The organism is Anaerocolumna sp. AGMB13025 (genome assembly GCF_029689925.1).
Classification (GTDB): Bacteria; Bacillota; Clostridia; order Lachnospirales; family Lachnospiraceae; genus Anaerocolumna.
The window spans coordinates 3,610,131-3,625,815 of sequence record NZ_CP121445.1 but is presented as its reverse complement, the minus strand read 5'-3'; the positions used below and the strand labels follow the sequence as shown (position 1 = coordinate 3,625,815).

Below are 15,685 nucleotides of genomic sequence, written 5' to 3'. Positions count from 1 at the left end.
ATAGTATCGTTTAATAGGAAAGTATTAAGCGTATAAGGAGTAGCTACCCTGAAAAACTATAAAATGTAAAAGGAGCATGGAGATGAAGATTATGAGAAAGGTAATTGCACTTACTCTGACCCTTTGCCTGACGGTAGCACTTACTGCCTGCAAACAGTCAGATACCGCAAGCGGGGATAAGGTCACCAAAGAAGCTGAGTTAAACATTATGATGAGTTTCCCTCAATACATGGATCAGTGGGAGACTTACTGCAAGCAGTTTGAAGATAAGATGTTAAAAGAGGAAAATATAAAAGTAAAAGTCAATCTTGAGATGCCAAGTTCTGACCAGTATGACAGTGTATTACAGGCGAGACTGACCGGGGATGACGCACCGGATTTATATACCATACACAGTAATAATATTCCTGCTTATGTAAAAGCAGGCAACCTGACTGATATATCCAAAGAAGCTCTGGCGGATAAGATTTATGAAAATGTACGGGAAACTGTATCTACTGACGGAAAACTTTATGCTGTGCCAATTGAAAGCCAGGCATGGGGGGTTTTATATAATAAAGATATATTTAAAGACTGCGGGCTTACCGCACCGGATACCCTGGATGACCTGAAAAACATTTGCCAGGTGCTAAAAGGAAAAGGATATACCCCCTTTCTTTTAGCATTTCAGGAACAATGGGTACCTCAGCTGATGACCGCGTTAACCATAGGCGGTAAAGTATCCGGCGAATCAAAAGACTGGCTGGAGCGCATGTATAAAGATCAGGCTTCCTACGAAGAAATAAGTGATATTTTTGATCCGATTGATTTAATTATTGCCAATGGCACCGAGCGAGCCATGGAGGAAGGCAGTGAAGCTGCCAGTGCAGACTTTGCAAACGGTAAGGCAGCCATGTTTGTACAGGGAACCTGGGCAGCCCAGACCATTATGACTACCAATCCGGATATGCATATGGGTGTATTCCCGTTACCGGTTAATAATAACAAAGACTGTACTTTGGTTAATTTATCCACCTCTACTACGTTAGGAGTATATCCAAACAGCAAGGAGCTTGATTTGGCTTTAAAATTTGCGAATTATGTACTGGATGATAAGGATTCCTCGAACCTCTTTAAGTCCTGTTCCTTTAATCCCCTTGCCACCTGTCATAAATATGAATCCTCCTCCTGGGTAACCGAAGCCTCCAAATATGTTGAAGAAGGACGCTCTTATCAGGATCTGGTACTTCCGTCTTCTGTGACGGATGAACAGGGAAAACTGTTACAGGCTTACTATGTAGGTTCCACAACCAAGGAAGATATCATAAAAGATCTGGATAAAACCTTTAAGGAAGCGAATGCTTTAAATTAAGGTAAATCCTTGAAAGGGAACGCGAAACTGTCAGTAAACTAACAATTAGCTTATAGGGCAGTAGGTAAGGAGTAACAGATTTGGGCTGTTGTAAAATACGATTTATAGTTTATTAAGTGATAAATAAATACCTTATTACCAGTATTTGCAACTATTGAGATTTTACAGCAGTCCTATTTACGAATAAAGGAGATTAGAACAAATTGACAAAGAAGAAAAATAAGAATCTAAGTTTGCTGCTGTTTGTGGCTCCGGCACTGGTTGTTTACATTATATTCAAGCTGTTTCCAGCAATATCAGGGGTTTTTTATTCCATGACAGACTGGAATGGTCTGAATAAGAATTATCACTTTGTGGGGTTAAACAATTTTCTGGAAATATTTCAGGATACTGACTTTTGGAAATCCATGTTCTTTACCCTAAAGTATGTAGTGGTAATGGTGTTTGCAGCTAATATCCTGGCATTGTTACTGGCAGTGGGAATTGAAAGCAGACGTAAGGCAAAAGGCTTTTTCAGAACCCTTTTTTATATGCCAAATATGATTAGTATGATTATAGGCGGCTATATGTGGACATTTATTTTTACAAAAGTATGTTATTATCTGGCAGATAACTGGGGGCTTAAATTTCTGGATAAATCCTGGATTGGTGATCCTAAATACTCCTTTCTGGCAATTATCATCGTGTCTGCCTGGGGCTCTGTTGGTTATCTGATGATTATATATATGGCTGCACTGCAGGGAGTTCCGGCTTTTTTAATCGAAGCTGCCAAATTAGACGGTGCCAGCAGCTGGCAGAGTTTTTGGCGGGTTACTTTTCCTATGATTCGTCATGGGGTAACCATCTGTATTTTCTGGACTTTAAATTCCGCCTTCCAGGTATTTGATGTTATATATTCCTTAACCGGTGGAGGTCCGGGCAGGGCAACCCAGTCTGTTGCAATCAATATATATGAAGAAGCTTTTACCGGAAATATACGGTTTGGTTATGCCACTGCCAAGTCTACCGTATTATTTTTAGCAGTGCTCTTAATAACGGCAGTTCAATTGTCTGTCATGAAAAGAAGGGAGCAGGAATTATAAAATGAAACTGAAAAGATTATGGAAGAATACAGCCATATACACACTTCTTTCCTTGATGGCAGTATTTTGGCTTTATCCTTTGCTTATGGCCTTTATGAACTCCTTTAAGACCAACGGGGAACTCTTAACAAATGTAGTATCTTTCCCGTCCTCCATTCATTTTGAGAATTATATCCGTACCATTAAAAAAATGCATTTTGTAAGGAGTCTTATGAATACAGCATTTCTTTCCTTTACCGGTGTAGCTATGATTATTTTATTCTCTGCCTTAGCTGGATGGAAGCTGTGCCGTACTAAAACAAAATTATCCTCCTTCCTATTTGGTCTCTTTGTAGTCTCTATGCTGATTCCGTTTAGTTCGATTATGATTCCTTTATATAAAGTGGTTTTGTTCTTTCATATTAAGAATTCGCTACTGGGGCTTTCTTTTGTGTATGCAGGTCTTGGAGTCAGTATGGCAATTTTTTTATATCATGGCTTCGTAAAAGGGATTCCACTGGAGCTTGAAGAAGCAGCTGCAATAGACGGTGCGTTCCAGCTTAAGACCTTTATCTATATTATTATGCCTATGCTAAAACCGATTACGGCAACAATCTGTATTACCAATGTTCTTTGGATGTGGAATGATTTCCTGCTGCCCCTCATCACGATTTCAGATAATAAAAAATACAGCCTTCTATTATCTACCAATACTCTGTTCGGTCAGTATAACAGTGACTGGACTGCTATCCTCAGCGCATTGATCCTGGCAGCAATCCCGGTCATTATCTTTTATGCTATATTTCAAAAGCAGATATTAAAAGGAATTGCGGATGGGGCAATAAAGGGATAAAATGAGATCATAAATACTTGTTTGGTATAGCAGGGGCAGACGAAGGGAGGAATAGAATATATGGCTTTTATAAAAGCAGAGAATGAGGGAATTTTCTGTGGTGGAAAACCGATTTTACTTAGAGGTTTCGGTCTTGGAGGATGGTTTTTACCCGAGGGGTATATGTGGAAACTCTATACAAAATGCGACCGTCCAAGGCGGATGGAAAAAATGCTGATCGAGCTTTGCGGCAGTGAATATGCCGCTTACTTTTGGAAAGAGTATTACGACCGCTACATAACAGAGAAGGATATTGAGTTAATTGCAAAGGAGGGGTTTAATTCTGTAAGACTGCCCTTAAATGCAAGACACCTTTATGAAATAAAAGACAGAAAAATGGAATTTATCCCGGAGACGATTGCACGGGTAGACCGGTTAATTCGGTGGTGTAAAAAATATCAGATCTATGTCATACTGGATATGCATGGAGCACCCGGAGGACAGACAGGTCAGAATATAGACGACAGTGAAAAGGATGAACCCGGTTTGTTTCTGGAGGAGCAGTATAAAGAAGAACTGCTTTCCTTATGGCAGATGCTTGCAAGCCGGTATGCCAAAGAAGAAATCATTGCCGGTTATGATTTATTAAATGAACCGCTGCCGGAATGGAATAAACAGTATTATAATCAGCTGATACCACTCTACCGCAGGCTAATGAAAGAAATAAGAAAGGTTGATCAAAATCATATGATTATTTTAGAAGGTGTCCATTGGTCAACTGATTTTACTATATTTGATGAACTAACGGAAGAAGAAGCGGCAGAGAATATTATGCTGCAATTCCATAAGTACTGGAGTAATCCGGATAAAGAAAGCCTTAAAGAGTTCATAGATACTGCCAAACGTCTGAAGGTACCCTTGTATATGGGAGAAGGCGGGGAGAATAACTGTGACTGGTATACGACAGCATTTCCTTTATTTGAGCGCTTAGGGATAAGCTGGTCTTTCTGGTCGTATAAAAAAATGGATTGTACCAATTCACCAATTACTTTTTCTGAACCGGAGGGTTTAACAGAGATAATCAACTGGATTGACACAAAGCAAGAGATAAAGCGGGAAAAAGCAATATGGATTTTTAATAATTTCTTAACAGCCATTGCAGAATACAAAGTAAATGACATGGTATTCCACGCACTTAAAAGACAAGTGCCGGTAATCATTCCCTGTGAAGCATATGATGATTATCAGATTTATTCCAGGCGCATGCCGGGAGCAGACCTTCGTAAGTCTGAACCAGTGACAATACTGTTTGAAAATGGTAAAACCGGTGAGGTAGAGTATAAGCGTTACGGAGGAGAGGAACAACCCAAAGAAGAGAATCTTGTTCTACAGTTATATGACAGGGATAGCGTAGGTTATGCATTTTGTAGTGATAAAGAGGTGGTTACGGCTGTTGTGATGGTAAGCGGAAACGGAACTATTAGAATGGAGCTTAATGGGCAAGAGCAGGTGATAAAAAAGGAGATTGCAGGAGTTAATAGTTTTACTGGGGTATTCCGGTGTGCTGCCAGCGAAAGACATATCATTCAACTAATCTGTGAGAAAGGTCCCCTTGTGGTTGATACGATTCATTTATTATAATGCGGTAATAAGCGGCGTATCTTAAAAACTTTTAGAGACACTTTTAAACGGTGTAATCCAGTCAGTGTTAGTTTATTGGTTATTAAGAATGCTATGTAGTTGTTTTTTAGGAATTTTCTTTACAAAATATTCTTTTAATATGCAATAAAGTACACAAACTGCGGTTAAAATGGAAATAATTACGTAAAATATGAATTTTTTAACCAGCTCCTGCATAGAATATGCTGTTTCATAATAATAGGAGGGGGTTGAAACCTTGAAAACGATTCAAATTTTAATTAATTCCACTGATCGGATAAAAGAGTTTGTTAGCGATACCAGCAAGATCAATGCAGATCTGGATCTAGTATCGGACCGGTATGTAATTAATGCTAAGTCAATTATGGGGATCTTTAGTTTGGATTTAGCAAAACCGGTGAGGCTTGACATATACGCGGAAAAGGAAGAATTAGATGAAATAATGAAAAGACTTCGGAAATACATGGTGAAATAATTATTGCAATTCGTACTGCAAAAGGCTACAATAAGATATCAGCCTTTGAAGTACGAAAAATGCCGGCAAAACCTGGGGGTAATTATGTCAGACTGTTTTATTAGTTGTAGTGAAATCAAGAGAAAAATCAGAAACCTAAAGAAAGTGGAACTTAAAATACGATTTCATGTGGTGGATTTCTCGGAAAGTAATAGCAAACTGGCTGCACTGAAAAAACTGAATCAAATAAGACTAGTTTGGGATGAGTTTTTTGATCTCCATGAAGATACTTCAAAACCGGTTAAATATCCTTTAAACCGTTTAGTTAAAATGAATAAAGAGGAACTTAAAAATATCATATGTGAGTATTATTATGGTGTTTATTATCAATTATATAAAGACAATGGATTGCTTGATAAGAGTCTCTATGATCCTGATATCCTTGCCCAGTTTGGACTTCCCTTTGATGCAGACACAGGTGCTGTTAAAAAGAAGTTCAGGGAACTTGCCAAACGGTATCATCCGGATACCGGCGGAGATGGTGCCAAGTTTATTGAATTAATTGAGCAGTTTGAGTCACTTCATATAAAATAACCAGCAGGTATTAAAAACGTGATCCGACAGACGGAAAAGTATCATATACTTTTAGGCTGCGGGTCATTTTTAATTTTATTATAGACATGATAGACAACCATGTACTTTACTGTTACTATGAATACAAAAGGAATAATCTAGTAGATTTAAAAAAAATTGAAATAAAAAAATGAAACAAAAAAATGAAGCAAGAGAATTAAATCAATAGGATTGAAACAAAAGGAGTATAATAATGGATTGAAAGAAATGGATTGATAGAAATGAATTGAAACAAAAGGATTTCAGATATGATAGGATACAAAAGAACATAGGCTAAGAAAGAAGGATGTAGGGATGACTCAATTCAAACGACTGCCCCGCCATATTGGTATTATACCTGACGGAAACAGAAGATGGGCTCAAAGTAACGGTTTAAGCAAGGAAGAAGGTTACGGACACGGTATCGAACCGGGGTTTTTACTTTACCGGGAATGTATTAATTTGGGTATCAAAGAAATGACCTTTTACGGTTTTACCCAGGATAATACAAAACGGCCTTCCGTCCAGACCCTGGCATTCCAAAAAGCCTGTGTGGATTCTGTTATGCAGTTAACAAAGGAAGATGCCAATCTTCTTGTAATCGGCAATACCGGTACTCCTTTATTTCCCAAGGAACTGCTTCCCTTCACAAACCGGGTAACCTTTGGAAACGGTCTAATGAATGTTAATTTTTTAGTCAATTATGGCTGGGATTGGGATTTAAGCCATTCTTTAAAAGCAGAAAAAGATAGTTTTACGGCAGGGATTGCCTCTTCTGATATATCCAGAATGGATTTAATAATAAGATGGGGTGGCAGAAGGAGACTCAGCGGCTTTTTGCCGGTTCAGTCCATCTATGCGGACTTTTATGTTATTGATGAGATGTGGCCGGAATTTAAGATACAGCACCTATATGATGCGCTTGATTGGTACCAGAATCAGGATATAACACTGGGCGGTTGATCAGTCAATATATATAGATGGTGTTGTAAAGATGAAACAGGAGTTTAGTGTTCTGATACGATCAGATTAACCCACAGAAAAAAGAGAAGATATAATGGATATTCCGATATAGGAGATTTGTAAAGGTTATTAAAGAAATAAATAGATATAAGTTTCATCAAGTTATTAAAGAAATAGATAGTTATAAGTTTATAAAGGTTATCAAAGTAAAAAATAGTAGATTTATAAGGGAGTTAAGAATATGTAGGGGATTCATATAGGTTATTATTCTATATGATATCCCGGGGATTATCAGAAAGGACTGATAATTACAGGCTGGATCTGTTTGCCTTCCAAGGCGCTTTCAAGGGTAAGTTTCAGCAGATGGGTATGGGCTATCATGGATTTTGGTTTGCTTTCCGGACTATCCTGACCAAATGGAACAAAATAGATATCCTTGGCATTTAATAAGGCACCGACATTTTTTAAATTCATTCCGAGTGCATCATTAGTAGCCAGGGAGATTACTAGAGGTTTATTATTCCTAATATGGGCTTTCGCAGCCATAAGCACCGGAGTGTCGGTTATACCATTTGCAAGTTTTGCCAGTGTATTACCGGTGCAGGGAATAATGGCCATAATATCAAACATGTTTTTTGGTCCCACAGGTTCTGCATCCTCAATGGTGGTGATGGGATCCCTGCCGGTAAGCTGTTTTAATCTTTCATAAAAGTCAGCAGCTTTGCCAAATCTACTATCAATTTTTTGTGCGTTAAAGGATAGAACAGGGTAAACATTTGCATCTTCTGTTAAAAGATGTTCAATTTCTTCAAATGCCTTATCAAATGTACAAAAGGAACCGGTTAAGGCAATTCCTATATTTTTATTATGCAATGACATACGAATCACTTCTTTCTAGATTAGTTAACAGGTAATCAATTAAAAAGTACGCCGAGGATTTTGGTGCATATTTACCTGGAAGTCCGAGGCAAAGTTTTGCAGCTCGTTCTAATTCTTTGGAGGCAGCGAAATCAACTCCGCCCGGTGCCGATGAAATATCGATAATGATCACGTCCGGGTTTGTTTTAACAAGGATCTCTCTTGTAAGTACAAGAGAAGGTATCGTATTAAATATATAATCGTACTGGTCGATTTTTTCCTCCAGGGATGAAAGCAAAACAGTACCAAGAGAAGCTGCATTTGCAGCCGCAAGGGCAAGGGGAGATCGTGCCGCAATATCAATATGACCGCAAAGGCCTCTTAATTTATCTGCCAGGGTACGGGCGCACCTGCCATAGCCTAAAATAAGGCAGGAACTTCCGTGGAGGTTGGTAGTACTGGAAAGAATGGCCTCTGCAAGGGTACCTTCTGCCGTAGCAATGGTATTGAATAAGATGACTTCCTCCTGTTCCATGAAGTCATGATAAAATATATGATTGCTGTCACACTGCTTTTTGATTTCCTTTGTTAAGCAGCCGCCATATAATTTCTGACCCGGAGAGAGTAAACGGAGTAAATGGTAGATGGTTAAATCAGGTTGTGCTTTTTGGGAAATAATTGTTTTGCCATCCTTTGAAACAGGAATGGGGGTGAGTATGATATGACTGGAATCTATAGCATCTGCCAGGGAATCTGCGGCAGTGCAGGATGAATCTAATATTGGATCCAGAAGACCGTATACAATAACAGAGTAATTACGGGCGACTAACTCATTTGCCATATAAATCTGCCTCATATCGCCGCCGATAATTGCAAAATCATAACTAACAGGATTCATATATTGCCTCCCTTAAAACTTAAGTTAATAGTATTGCATGCTTCAATATATGGATTTTACAGTAAAAAGTTCGTACTTTCACAAGTGCAGTTATTTACAAAAAAGTTGTTTTTATGATGTTTTACGTAAATTCGGCTGCCGGCGGTTATTATTCTTAAGACATAGCAGACTAAAAAGTAATTGATCTGGCAGGCTTCCATTACTATAATTAATTTTAAGGTGTTTGCTTCAATTAACATAATTTGTTGAGTTTCCTTCAATTAGCATAATTTATTTGCTTTGCTTCAATTAGCATAATTTATTGTTTACATTTCTTTTATACTGTGTTATGATATAAGTCGTATGTGATTGTCTCAGAATATGAGAAATCCCATCAGAGAACAAAGTGGCAGCTGCCACACATTTCAGCCAATACTCAGAATAAGGACACTCCGACCTTAATCTTAGTATGAGGCGTTTCAATTTTAGGAGGAAAAAAACATGATTAGTAAAGAAAAGAAACAAGAAGTTATTGCAGCTTACGGAAGAACCCCAGCAGATACTGGTTCACCTGAAGTACAGATTGCTCTTTTAACTGTAAGAATCAACGAATTAACAGAGCATTTAAAGATTAATAAGAAAGATCATCACTCAAGAAGAGGTCTTCTTAAAATGGTTGGTCAAAGAAGAGGATTACTTGAATACTTAAAGAATACGAACATCGAAGGATACCGTACTTTAATCGAACGTTTAGGATTAAGAAAATAATCGGTGGCTTTCAATTAATCGGTTTGGTAGTGTGGTAATGCAGATAATTACTTCATGAGCATTCTAATTTTAAAAGTAAAAGAGTGGATTTTGTCCACTCTTTTTTAATTTATAGGAAAGTTCTAAGAACTTTCCTATAAATTAAAAAGCCTTCCAGGCAGGATGCGCATGACGCACTTAAGGAAGATTGTCACTGTCGTGACAGCGCGTCAGCGCTAGAGTCTGGCGAGCCAGACTCTTTGTTCTTTTATACGAGGAAAGTTCTCCGAACTTTTTTGCTGAATTCCAGGTAAATAAAATATTTGCAAGGAAGATTGTTTGTTATAAAAATAAGACGAATGGATGACAACTATGTTCATAATTAACAACATAAATGCAATTATAAAGGATAAAGCTTTTTTAAGGAAGACAGTAGCGATCGCGATACCCATTGCGTTACAGGGGCTGCTTAATACTTCCCTTAATTTTGCTGATATCCTAATGATTGGAAAACTTGGTGAAAATGCAATTGCCGGAGTAGGGCTTGCGAATAAAGTGTTCTTTGTTTTTACTCTGCTGGTTTTTGGTATTATAAGCGGTTCGGGAGTTTTAACCGCTCAATATTGGGGAAAGCGGGAAGTAGTGAATATCAGGAAAGTACTGGGCATTTCCTTGGGCTTGGTTTTGGGGGCTTCGGTTTTCTTTGTAATACCATGTATCGTTAACCCTCAATTTGTTATGAGTATTTTTACTAATAGTAAAGAAACTGTAAAGCTTGGAGCAATCTATCTGTCCATTGTTGTAATCAGCTATCCATTTACGGCAGTGACCAATGCATATGTGTCTCTGCTTCGAGGAGTGAATCAGGTAAAAGCCCCGGTGGTAATCAGCAGTATTTCGATTTTAATTAACCTTATATTCAATTATTTGTTAATTTATGGTAAGTTCGGATTTCCTGAACTTGGTGTAGCCGGTTCGGCAATTGGTACTTTAATTGCCAGAATATTTGAATGCACGATACTGCTTACTTATGTGTATAAAAATAAAGGTCCTGCTGCAGCGGGATTAAAGGATTTATTTACCCTTGATAAGAATTTTATAGGAAAATATTTTACAACTGTATCACCGGTTATTGCTAATGAGTTTATGTGGGGTCTTGGTGTTACATTATATTCTCTTGCCTATGGAAGAATGGGAGATTCGGCGGTAGCTGCGATTACCATAACCCAGACCGTAGAGCAGTTGGTACAGGTGATTTTCATGGGGATCAGCAATGCTGCCGCCGTTATCCTTGGGAATGAAATGGGGGCCGGTCATTTAAAAGATGCAGAACGGCATGCTAAAAATCTTATCTTTATACAGCTTACCTTAACGTTCCTTGTTGGTATTTTGTGTCTTATTATAAGACAGCCGGTAATTAGTTTGTTTGGCGCTGAACAAGAGGTTGCGGGTTATGTCAGATTGTGCTTTTTAGTATTTATCCTGTATCTTCCTTTTAAAATGTTTAATACCATTATTATTGTAGGTGTATTAAGAAGCGGCGGTGATACGAAAGCTTGTTTGTTTTTGGACTGTACTGGTGTTTGGTTTATTGGGATACCGATGGCTTTTATCGGTGGACTGATACTGCATTTTCCGATTTATATCGTTTATGCAATGGTCTTAATCGAAGAAGTCTATAAGTTTATTTTAGGAGTATTCCGCTACCGAAAGAAGAAATGGTTAAGAAATCTGGTGGCTGGATAATTATTTCCAAAGTTTTTCCTTTGGATTAAAACTGAGGATACCAAGTAATATAGATTTGGGAAAATAATCTTTGTCTTTAATCTTAAAGCCAAATCAACATAGGGGATAACAAAAAAAGTTTCCGGCGATTGATACCGGAAACTTTTTTATTATGATATAAAATATGGTTAAGTTGATAATTACTGATAAATTAAACGACCTTTTCCTCAGCCATTTTGGTCAGGATACTTCTTGCTGCACTGATGCCGTTGGCAGATGCCTGCTGCAAGCCTCTGGTTACCGATGCACCGTCGCCGATAGCACGAAGACCGTTTATACTGGTTTCAAAGTCTTTATTAACCACTACCTTGTTGGAATAGAATTTTACTTCCACACCATAAAGAAGGGTTTCGTCACTTGCTATACCTGGGGTTACTTTATCCAGGGCAAGGAGCATCTCTTTAATGTCTACCATGATCCGGTGAGGGAATACTAAGGATAAGTCGCCGGGAACCGCATCTTTTAAAGTAGGAATTAAGTTATTTCTGCAAAGTCTTTCTTCTGTAGTTCTTCTGCCTCGCTGAAAATCGCCGAAAGTCTGAACCAGAATTTTGCCGTCGCATAACATGTTACTTAGCTGGGCAATGTATTTTCCGTAATCGATAGGGGTTTTAAAGGGTTTTGTAAAGTTCTTGGAAACAAGGATTGCAAAATTAGTATTGTTGGTTTTGTATTCCTTGGATTTATAAGCATGACCGTTTACAACTGCAAGACCGTTTTCATAATATTCCGTAGCGACCTCGCCGGAAGGGTTGGAGCAGAATGTACGAACCTTATCGTCAAAAGTTGGAGTATAGTAAACTAATTTAGCTTCATAGAGATTTTTATTTAAAAATTCCATTACTTCATCCCTGACTTCCACCCGGACACCAATATCTACCGTACCTACTTTGGTTTCAATTCCATGGTTGCCGCAGATGTGGCTGAACCAGTCGGAACCTTCACGGCCTATGGCAGATACGATTTCATCTGCATAATAAGTAGTGCCGTCACCAATTAATATTCCTTTTGCCTGCTGATCTTCTATAATAATATCCTGTACCATGGTGTTAAAAAGCATCTCAACACCGCTGTCCAAGAGATGTTCCTGTAAACGGGTATAAATCTTATAGCCTTCTTCCGTACCAAGATGTCTGATTGGACATTCAATCAGCTTTAGGTTGGCATTGATGGCACGTCTTCTGATTTCGTGAATTTCTTTTTCTTTATCTATTCCGTATACATTGGTATCTGCGCCAAATTTAAGGTATATGTCATCGGATTCTTTTAATAGTTCAATGGTTTTTTCATAGCCTAAAATATCCGGCAGGTTACCGCCTACATCTGGGGAGAGTGAGAGTTTACCATCTGAAAAAGCTCCTGCACCGGCAAAACCTGTTGTGATAGAGCAGGGTTTGCAGCCCACACATTGTTTTGTGGTTCTCTTGGGGCACATTCTCTTTTCAATAGGTCTTCCCTTTTCCACCATTAATATTTTTAAGGCTTTGTTTTCTTTTATTAACTCATAAGCACAAAAAATACCGGATGGACCGGCGCCTATAATTATTACATCGTATTTTTGCATTCGCAACACTCCTTCTGTGTTTATGTCTACCTAACGCATAACCAACGAAATTCTATCATAAATTCTATAAATATGCAATAGTTGCTTTCATATGATAATAGGTAATTGTGTTATAAACTTAATGTAAAATATTTAACAAAAAGTAATCTTTTATGACTTTGTAGAAAAAATGTCTGCCTATCGCAATCGTAATAGTGGAATTAATAACCTTCTATACTTAGTTAACAGCAAAATGATTATGAATTTTTATTTGAGATGTTAATAATTAATGAAAATGGGAAGGATTAGCGGATAAAATTGAAAAATTTAGTAGTAATTTAAACGCTTTAGTGCTATAATATATTATTGCAGGAGCATTTTTCCTGCAAAAAGTGTATGTTGGAGATATCTCCCGAGACTTCTGAAAAGGTTATCGGAATAGGTATAAAAAAATTATTGTCTTATATAGTTTTTAATTCGGTGAATTTTTCAGTAGTTTCGGCATCTCCAGCAAAATTATTCTTTCAAAGGAGAGCAAAATATGTACAAAAGTTTTTCCATGGAACTTGCCGGAAGAACTCTGACTGTTGATGTAGGCAGAGTTGCGGCACAGGCCAATGGTGCTGCCTTTATGCACTATGGTGATACCGTAGTATTATCAACTGCAACAGCATCCGATAAACCAAGAGAGGGTATTGATTTCTTCCCCTTAAGTGTTGAATATGAAGAAAAATTATATGCAGTTGGTAAAATACCGGGAGGCTTCATTAAAAGAGAAGGTAAGGCATCAGAGAATGCAATTCTTACTTCCCGTGTAATTGACAGACCAATGAGACCATTATTTCCCAAAGATTACAGGAATGATGTTACCCTCAATAATCTGGTTATGTGTGTGGATCAGGACTGTAGTCCTGAATTAACGGCAATGTTAGGTTCTGCTATTGCTACGGCAATATCCGATATTCCTTTTGATGGTCCGACTTCTTCTACTATGGTTGGTATGGTTGACGGAGAATTCGTATTTAACCCCACCAGTGCACAAAGAGAAAAGTCAACGTTATCCTTAACCGTTGCTTCTACCAAAGAAAAGGTTATTATGATTGAAGCCGGAGCGGATGAGCTTCCGGAAGATAAAATGATCGAAGCAATCTTTGCCGCTCATGAATTAAACCAGAAAATCATTGCATTCATTGAAACGATTGTAGCGGAATGCGGTAAACCGAAACATGATTATGTAAAATGTGATACTCCGGATGATTTATGGCAGGATATGGTTTCCTTTATTACACCGGAAGCTATGGAAGAAGCCGTATTTACCGATGTTAAGCAGGTAAGGGAAGAAAATATCAGAGCAATCAAAGATAAACTGGCTGCAAGATACGAAGAATCAAACCCGGAATGGCTGTCTCTTATTGATGAAGCAGTTTATAAATTCCAGAAGAAGACAGTTCGTAAGATGATTTTAAAAGATAAAAAACGTCCTGACGGAAGAGATATTACCCAAATCAGGCATCTGGCAGCCGAAGTTGATATGCTTCCAAGAACACATGGTTCCGCAATGTTTACCCGCGGACAGACTCAGGTTCTTACCATAACAACCTTAGGTGCTTTAGCTGAAATTCAGAAATTAGACGGTATTGACGAGAATGAAACCTCTAAGAGATATATGCACCACTATAATTTCCCTTCTTATTCCGTTGGAGAAACCAAACCCTCCAGAGGACCGGGAAGACGTGAGATTGGTCATGGCGCATTAGCGGAGAGAGCATTAGTTCCGGTACTTCCTACGGAAGAAGAATTCCCTTATGCAATCCGTACGGTATCCGAAGTTTTAGAATCCAATGGTTCTACTTCCCAGGGTAGTATCTGTGCCTCTACCTTATCTTTAATGGCGGCAGGCGTACCCATTAAGAGCATGGTTGCCGGTATTTCCGTTGGTCTTGTAACAGGGGAGTCCGATGATGATTATATTATCCTGACCGATATCCAGGGTCTGGAAGATTTCTTTGGAGATATGGACTTTAAGGTTGCTGGTACCCATAAAGGTATTACTGCAATCCAGATGGACATTAAAATCCATGGATTAACCAGAGAAATCATAGAAAAAGCGATCTATAGAACCAAAGAAGCCAGAACTTATATCTTAGATGATATTATGGCTCCTTGCATTGATAAACCACGACCCGAAGTTGGACCTTATTCACCGAAGATTGTGCAGATCAAGATTGATCCTACCAAGATTGGTGATGTAGTTGGTCAAAGAGGCAAGACTATTAATGCTATTATCGACCAGACCGGAGTAAAGATTGATATTACCGATGACGGCTCCGTATCTGTATGCGGTATTGATGCGCAAAGCATTCAAAAAGCAATTAAGATTATTCAGACCATCGTTACTGATTTTGAAGAAGGTCAGATTTTTGAAGGTAAAGTAGTAAGTATTAAAGAGTTTGGTGCCTTCCTTGAATTTGCTCCTGGTAAAGAAGGTATGGTCCATATATCTAAAATTTCCAAGGAAAGAATTGACAAGGTTGAAGATGTCCTTTCTTTAGGCGATATGGTTAAAGTTGTCTGCCTCGGCAAAGATAAGATGGGAAGAATCAGCTTTAGCATAAAGGATGTTAAATAATAACCCTTTGCAAGTACGTTTGATCTGAGCTATTGTGTTAATTTTCAATAAATGAATAAATAGAAGTATACTCCGGCAGCGATGAGGTTGTTGCCGGAGTATTTTTTATGCAATAATAAAGTGAGTCCTATTATATAAAAATACGCTCCGCTATGGATGCGCACCTCGCGGAGAGGATGTTATTGCTGCGCAAACCACTCGGGTGCGAAAGTATTAGTTTACTGAAACTTTGTTTTAATTGAATAATAAAAATTCACTGTGGACTTTTGTATACTTCTTAATGCTGATATTATGGGTTAGTATGCAAACAATGG

Annotated in this window: 14 protein-coding genes; 10 read left to right on the top strand and 4 right to left on the bottom strand. The window is 38.2% G+C overall.

Features of this window, described 5'->3' with window-relative positions; translation table 11 throughout:
- The first annotated feature begins 82 nt into the window (after positions 1–82).
- The 7 genes from QA584_RS14885 (at position 83) to QA584_RS14855 (ending at position 6,932) form a co-directional block, all read left to right on the top strand.
- A complete protein-coding gene (locus tag QA584_RS14885; protein ID WP_278269834.1) occupies positions 83–1,351 on the top strand; it encodes an ABC transporter substrate-binding protein in 1,269 nt (422 codons plus the stop codon).
- A gap of 203 nt (positions 1,352–1,554) precedes the next feature.
- A complete protein-coding gene (locus tag QA584_RS14880) occupies positions 1,555–2,433 on the top strand; it encodes a carbohydrate ABC transporter permease (protein WP_278269833.1) in 879 nt (292 codons plus the stop codon).
- Between the two features lies 1 nt (position 2,434).
- Complete coding sequence (locus QA584_RS14875) at positions 2,435–3,265, top strand: carbohydrate ABC transporter permease (protein ID WP_278269832.1); 831 nt, start codon at positions 2,435–2,437, stop codon at positions 3,263–3,265.
- A gap of 60 nt (positions 3,266–3,325) precedes the next feature.
- A complete protein-coding gene (locus QA584_RS14870; protein WP_278269831.1) occupies positions 3,326–4,885 on the top strand; it encodes a glycoside hydrolase family 5 protein in 1,560 nt (519 codons plus the stop codon).
- 256 nt (positions 4,886–5,141) lie between these two features.
- The gene (locus tag QA584_RS14865) at positions 5,142–5,378 is read left to right on the top strand and encodes an HPr family phosphocarrier protein (RefSeq protein ID WP_278269830.1); all 237 of its coding nucleotides are present in this window, start codon (positions 5,142–5,144) and stop codon (positions 5,376–5,378) included.
- Between the two features lie 84 nt (positions 5,379–5,462).
- On the top strand, positions 5,463–5,951 hold the full coding sequence (locus QA584_RS14860) for a J domain-containing protein (RefSeq protein ID WP_278269829.1): 489 nt from the start codon (positions 5,463–5,465) through the stop codon (positions 5,949–5,951).
- 333 nt (positions 5,952–6,284) lie between these two features.
- Positions 6,285–6,932, top strand: a complete 648-nt coding sequence (locus QA584_RS14855; protein WP_278269828.1) for an undecaprenyl diphosphate synthase family protein — start codon at positions 6,285–6,287, stop codon at positions 6,930–6,932.
- A 291-nt stretch (positions 6,933–7,223) separates the two neighbouring features.
- Here QA584_RS14855 and QA584_RS14850 read toward each other — a convergent pair whose 3' ends face one another.
- From QA584_RS14850 to QA584_RS14840, 3 genes are read right to left on the bottom strand one after another with little or no spacing between them, the layout of a single operon-like run.
- Positions 7,224–7,811 carry a dipicolinate synthase subunit B gene (locus tag QA584_RS14850; protein WP_278269827.1) on the bottom strand — a complete coding sequence of 196 codons (588 nt, stop codon included), beginning with the start codon at positions 7,809–7,811 and terminating at the stop codon, positions 7,224–7,226.
- Entirely contained in the window at positions 7,798–8,688 is an 891-nt protein-coding gene (dpsA, locus tag QA584_RS14845; protein ID WP_278269826.1) for a dipicolinate synthase subunit DpsA, read from the bottom strand. The genes QA584_RS14850 and dpsA overlap by 14 nt, the downstream gene beginning before the upstream one ends.
- Before the next feature lie 56 nt (positions 8,689–8,744).
- Positions 8,745–8,927: a hypothetical protein gene (locus QA584_RS14840; RefSeq protein ID WP_278269825.1), complete on the bottom strand. Its 183-nt coding sequence runs from the start codon at positions 8,925–8,927 to the stop codon at positions 8,745–8,747.
- Positions 8,928–9,168: 241 nt separating this feature from the next.
- Here QA584_RS14840 and rpsO point away from each other — a divergent pair, with 241 nt between their 5' ends.
- Both rpsO and QA584_RS14830 read left to right on the top strand, forming a co-directional pair.
- Positions 9,169–9,435: a 30S ribosomal protein S15 gene (gene rpsO, locus QA584_RS14835; protein ID WP_278269824.1), complete on the top strand. Its 267-nt coding sequence runs from the start codon at positions 9,169–9,171 to the stop codon at positions 9,433–9,435.
- 351 nt (positions 9,436–9,786) lie between these two features.
- Positions 9,787–11,160: an MATE family efflux transporter gene (locus QA584_RS14830; RefSeq protein WP_278269823.1), complete on the top strand. Its 1,374-nt coding sequence runs from the start codon at positions 9,787–9,789 to the stop codon at positions 11,158–11,160.
- A 190-nt stretch (positions 11,161–11,350) separates the two neighbouring features.
- Here the strand turns inward: QA584_RS14830 and QA584_RS14825 are convergent, their stop codons facing one another.
- Complete coding sequence (locus QA584_RS14825; protein ID WP_278269822.1) at positions 11,351–12,763, bottom strand: NAD(P)/FAD-dependent oxidoreductase; 1,413 nt, start codon at positions 12,761–12,763, stop codon at positions 11,351–11,353.
- A gap of 520 nt (positions 12,764–13,283) precedes the next feature.
- On the opposite strand from QA584_RS14825, the gene QA584_RS14820 reads away from it, so the two are divergent.
- Positions 13,284–15,371 carry a polyribonucleotide nucleotidyltransferase gene (locus QA584_RS14820; RefSeq protein ID WP_278269821.1) on the top strand — a complete coding sequence of 696 codons (2,088 nt, stop codon included), beginning with the start codon at positions 13,284–13,286 and terminating at the stop codon, positions 15,369–15,371.
- The last annotated feature ends 314 nt before the right edge of the window (positions 15,372–15,685 follow it).

Excerpts from the sequence above, each read along its gene's own strand:
- QA584_RS14885 (WP_278269834.1), top strand. The coding sequence starts at position 83 with ATGAAGATTATGAGAAAGGTAATTGCACTTACTCTGACCCTTTGCCTG.
- QA584_RS14875 (WP_278269832.1), top strand. The coding sequence starts at position 2,435 with ATGAAACTGAAAAGATTATGGAAGAATACAGCCATATACACACTTCTT.
- QA584_RS14870 (WP_278269831.1), top strand. The coding sequence starts at position 3,326 with ATGGCTTTTATAAAAGCAGAGAATGAGGGAATTTTCTGTGGTGGAAAA.
- QA584_RS14860 (WP_278269829.1), top strand. The coding sequence starts at position 5,463 with ATGTCAGACTGTTTTATTAGTTGTAGTGAAATCAAGAGAAAAATCAGA.
- QA584_RS14855 (WP_278269828.1), top strand. The coding sequence starts at position 6,285 with ATGACTCAATTCAAACGACTGCCCCGCCATATTGGTATTATACCTGAC.
- QA584_RS14850 (WP_278269827.1), bottom strand. The coding sequence starts at position 7,811 with ATGTCATTGCATAATAAAAATATAGGAATTGCCTTAACCGGTTCCTTT.
- dpsA (WP_278269826.1), bottom strand. The coding sequence starts at position 8,688 with ATGAATCCTGTTAGTTATGATTTTGCAATTATCGGCGGCGATATGAGG.
- QA584_RS14840 (WP_278269825.1), bottom strand. The coding sequence starts at position 8,927 with ATGTTAATTGAAGCAAACACCTTAAAATTAATTATAGTAATGGAAGCC.
- rpsO (WP_278269824.1), top strand. The coding sequence starts at position 9,169 with ATGATTAGTAAAGAAAAGAAACAAGAAGTTATTGCAGCTTACGGAAGA.
- QA584_RS14830 (WP_278269823.1), top strand. The coding sequence starts at position 9,787 with ATGTTCATAATTAACAACATAAATGCAATTATAAAGGATAAAGCTTTT.
- QA584_RS14825 (WP_278269822.1), bottom strand. The coding sequence starts at position 12,763 with ATGCAAAAATACGATGTAATAATTATAGGCGCCGGTCCATCCGGTATT.
- QA584_RS14820 (WP_278269821.1), top strand. The coding sequence starts at position 13,284 with ATGTACAAAAGTTTTTCCATGGAACTTGCCGGAAGAACTCTGACTGTT.